General features: G+C 51.3%; 4 protein-coding genes. All 4 read right to left on the bottom strand.

What is annotated here, in order from left to right; translation table 11 throughout:
• Positions 1–125 precede the first annotated feature (125 nt).
• A complete protein-coding gene (locus tag PHI12_14260; protein MDD5511951.1) occupies positions 126–608 on the bottom strand; it encodes a hypothetical protein in 483 nt (160 codons plus the stop codon).
• A gap of 46 nt (positions 609–654) precedes the next feature.
• Positions 655–951 carry a hypothetical protein gene (locus PHI12_14255; GenBank protein ID MDD5511950.1) on the bottom strand — a complete coding sequence of 99 codons (297 nt, stop codon included), beginning with the start codon at positions 949–951 and terminating at the stop codon, positions 655–657.
• Between the two features lie 165 nt (positions 952–1,116).
• Positions 1,117–2,388 (bottom strand): DNA polymerase III subunit beta, encoded by a 1,272-nt coding sequence (locus tag PHI12_14250; GenBank protein ID MDD5511949.1) that lies wholly within the window; start codon positions 2,386–2,388, stop codon positions 1,117–1,119.
• A gap of 103 nt (positions 2,389–2,491) precedes the next feature.
• Positions 2,492–3,265, bottom strand: a complete 774-nt coding sequence (locus PHI12_14245) for a hypothetical protein (protein MDD5511948.1) — start codon at positions 3,263–3,265, stop codon at positions 2,492–2,494.
• Between the last annotated feature and the right edge of the window lie 184 nt (positions 3,266–3,449).

Here is a 3,449-nt window from a genome sequence, read left to right as displayed (position 1 = left end):
CAAATTAAGCCTCCAATACTATTCAACCACCTTACTTTTTGATTGTCAAACTCTAAGATTACCAGTAAAAGGGAGGCATGGGTCGTATTAGCCCATCCCCCCTGCTTTTTTATGCGGATACCTTACTAGAATTCGAACAGTTCCGGCTGCTCGGATATCCTTTGTTCCTCGGATTCCTGTCGTTCCAATTTCCTGTCCGCCCTCTCCCTTTCCTGCCTTGCCGTAACCCGCTGCCGATAAATCCATTCCTTAAGCCTGTTAAGCTCACCCATCTGGTAATCATCAAGGCTTTCTACCCGGATATCCTCGGGCATTTCTCCACCTTTATGCTGGGTATAGGTCTTGGTAGAGACGTAAAGATAGATCCGGCTCCAGTCGTGGTCCATCGGGAAACTCAGTCCGGCGGTGTAGAGATAGGCGCAGGCCTCGGCATCGGTACCAGTTTCCTGATCACCTTTTGAAGCCTTAATACCCATCTCCAGCCTGTCAAGCGTGATGGCTCCCTTAATCCAGTCGGGTAAAGTATCACCCCATCCCCCAGGGAATACCAGTATCGGGTCGGTGAATATCCCCACGATATCACTGACCATATCACCTGTTTTTGGCACAATAACCCTCCTTCTTTATTCATTGTTTCGTTCTGTATTTTCAGGTTTAGCCGACTAATACCGGCTGCCGGCCGTGGTTGGCTATCCGTTTCTCTGCCTCAATAGCCCCGTCGGGTAAATCACTACGGACAGCCTTGATTGCCGATTTGATGTAGTTAATCCGCTCGATGTCGCAAACCAGGCGTATAAGGCGCTGGTCAAGATACTGGGGCAGGTTGGGTATGTTCCGGGCCTCGTTAGCCACAACCTTGGCTCGTTCCAGCGGTTCGGCGGCCTGGTCTACCATCTCCTCCACCATATCCATCGCCTCGCTTACCATTAACGCGCTCCATCTAATGGGCACAGTTTCACCTCCTCTCTTTAGATTTGCCCCCTACCACGCATAGACAGAGGGGTATTACTCCCACGCACTGGGGGAGCAATACCCCTCTATTCCTGAAAAAAGCAAAAAAGCGGGGTCTCCCCCGCTTCTCTGCGTTGGCTTTCGTTTGAGTTCAAGCGTTCAGTTTCAGGCTACGGCGACTGGCTCTCTTACCTTGCCCTTTCGCTTCGCTTTCGGCTTTGTCTCAGCTTCAGCTACAGGCTCGGTATTGTCGGCTGGCTCTGGCTCGGTAACCTCTGGTTCGGCTTCTGTTACCTCATCGGCTACCCCTTCACTCTCGGCTTCGGCTTCGCTAGCCTCTTTATCCTCTCGTCTTACCTCTGAGGTCAACATTGGCATTACCACCAGCTTATAGCCGTTAGTGGTAAAGAGGACTGGCGACTTGCCGTCGGTGAGCTTTAGCTCTGGCATACCGCCACACGCCTTTAACGCTTCGGCAAGGTAACCGCCGTCTAGCCTCACCATGTTAGCCTCACCCTCGATATCGGCTGGCATTGTGGCTTGCCCCTTATCATCGGGATTAGCCAGCACCATCACGCCGTTATCAAGGGTAATGTCTATCGGGTAGGACTTGCTGTCGGCAAGTGCTCTCAGTGAGTTAATCGCCTTGCCTGCCTCAACAGTGTCGAAGTGAGCGGTGGTCTTAGCCTCGGTCGGGATTAGCTTCTCCCAGTCGGGAAACTTGCCGTCGTCGCTAACCCACTGATAGCGGATTAGCTCGGTGTCAATAGTGAGCGTCTTGATGTCCTCACCCTCAAAGCTAACCCTCGCTCTCTTGGCACTCCGTAAGGCGTTGGCTATTCCTGCCAAATCCTCACGGTTTATCAGGACTTCGCCCTCTCCGTCATAGTCAAGGCTTACTACCGCCAGCCTAAAGCCGTCGGCGCTTACCAGCGTGAGCTTACCCTCTTTAGCCGTAAAGAGGACACATTGTAATACTGGTCGAGTGTCCTCAGTAGCGGTAAAGGGTAGCACCCTCGATAGCGCTTCCGCTAGCTCCAGACTACCGATGTTAGGCGTTACGGCGTTACGGGAAGTAATCCTCACCTCACAGAGCGTCATCGGCGTGTTATCACCTATCCACGCTCCGTCATCAAGCTGGCTGGTATTGGTTCCACAAACTACCTTAAGCCGTTTACTAACAGCCTGCGTCTCGCTAGCACTGTCATTGAAAGGCGTAACTTTTACGATGTTACTACCATTCAGCGACTTAAGGTAACCGAGTAAGCCTTTACGCCCAATGGTAAAGTCCAGAAGAGTTACCCTGTCGGCGACCGCTCTGGATAAGGCGTTTACCAGCGTAGCTTTATGCGCCACAAAGCCTGAGCCTGAACGCTTGCCCTCGATATTCAGTTTTTCCAGTTTATTCACCCCTTTGGCTATCTGGCAGTCGGGCAAGTCCGCCAGCTTCGCCTCTTTAGTAAGCTACCGCATATCTGCGTCTCGCTAGCCTATGCGGTGCTTCCACTATATAAGTGTCCGAAATCACCCTAAAACCTTATCACTCAATCAACTTTTTTTGCTCTTGCCTTCTATATCGAGAAAGATAAACCATATCGTAGTTAGTAAGGGCTTCCCCACTATGTAGCTTGTGAGCTATGGCTACCAGTCTTGGCTTATAGCCTAGCTCCCAGATATCCTCACTGACCCACGCCCCAAGCTCAAGAGCCTTATCATCCGCTATCAGCTCTCCAAGCTCGGTGGTGTTGCCCTCACTGTCTATGACAGGCTTACTCAGGCTTTCCAGCTTGATAGCCTTCTTACACTCTCGGTATAGGTCGTTCTCTCTACACTTTGCCCTTTGCGCCTTGCTACAGTGCTGGCAGTCCAAGCCGTTATTTACCTTATAATGCCGATACCAGTAATGATTTACGCTATGACTGGCAATCCGATACATCACGGCTTCGGTAAACGGCTTGTGTCCGTTATTGCGCTCCACGTCGGCAAGGGTAAGCATTATATCGTGTAGCAAGTCCTCTCTATCCTCTGGCTTTGACTTACCGCTAAACCGAGAGGCTACCTTATAATAGGCTAGCCAATTGCCCTCTAGCTGGTCATAGCCGTTGCCGATAGACCGAGCTTGCTTTTGCCGTCGCCGTCGGCTAGACTTGATGCTACGCAAGGCTTGTGTCCTGCTGTGCTGTTGGCTCGCTGGCTTTCCGCACCACGGACATACGCCTTGCCTTTCGTTTAGCACCCATACCTTACCGCACTGGCTACAGTGTCCGCCTTGCGGTGCTGGCGGTGGTGCTGGTGCTGGTGTCGCTATTATCATCGCTTGACCTCTCTTTTGTGCTTATTTGCCCTTTGAGGCAAGCGCTCAAGGCTCAGACTTTGTCGCTATTCGGTTGTTAAGGTGCTTTTACATTTACAGCTTCATTATTGAACAAAAGAACTTTTGGTTTAACCAGAGGAAGCAATTACATCCTCATCCCCCCGGGGGGAGAGAAAAGGTCATC

The sequence above is a fragment of the Dehalococcoidales bacterium genome (assembly GCA_028716225.1).
Taxonomy (GTDB): domain Bacteria; phylum Chloroflexota; class Dehalococcoidia; order Dehalococcoidales; family UBA5760; genus UBA5760.
This window is presented reverse-complemented; position numbering and strand designations above follow the sequence as displayed.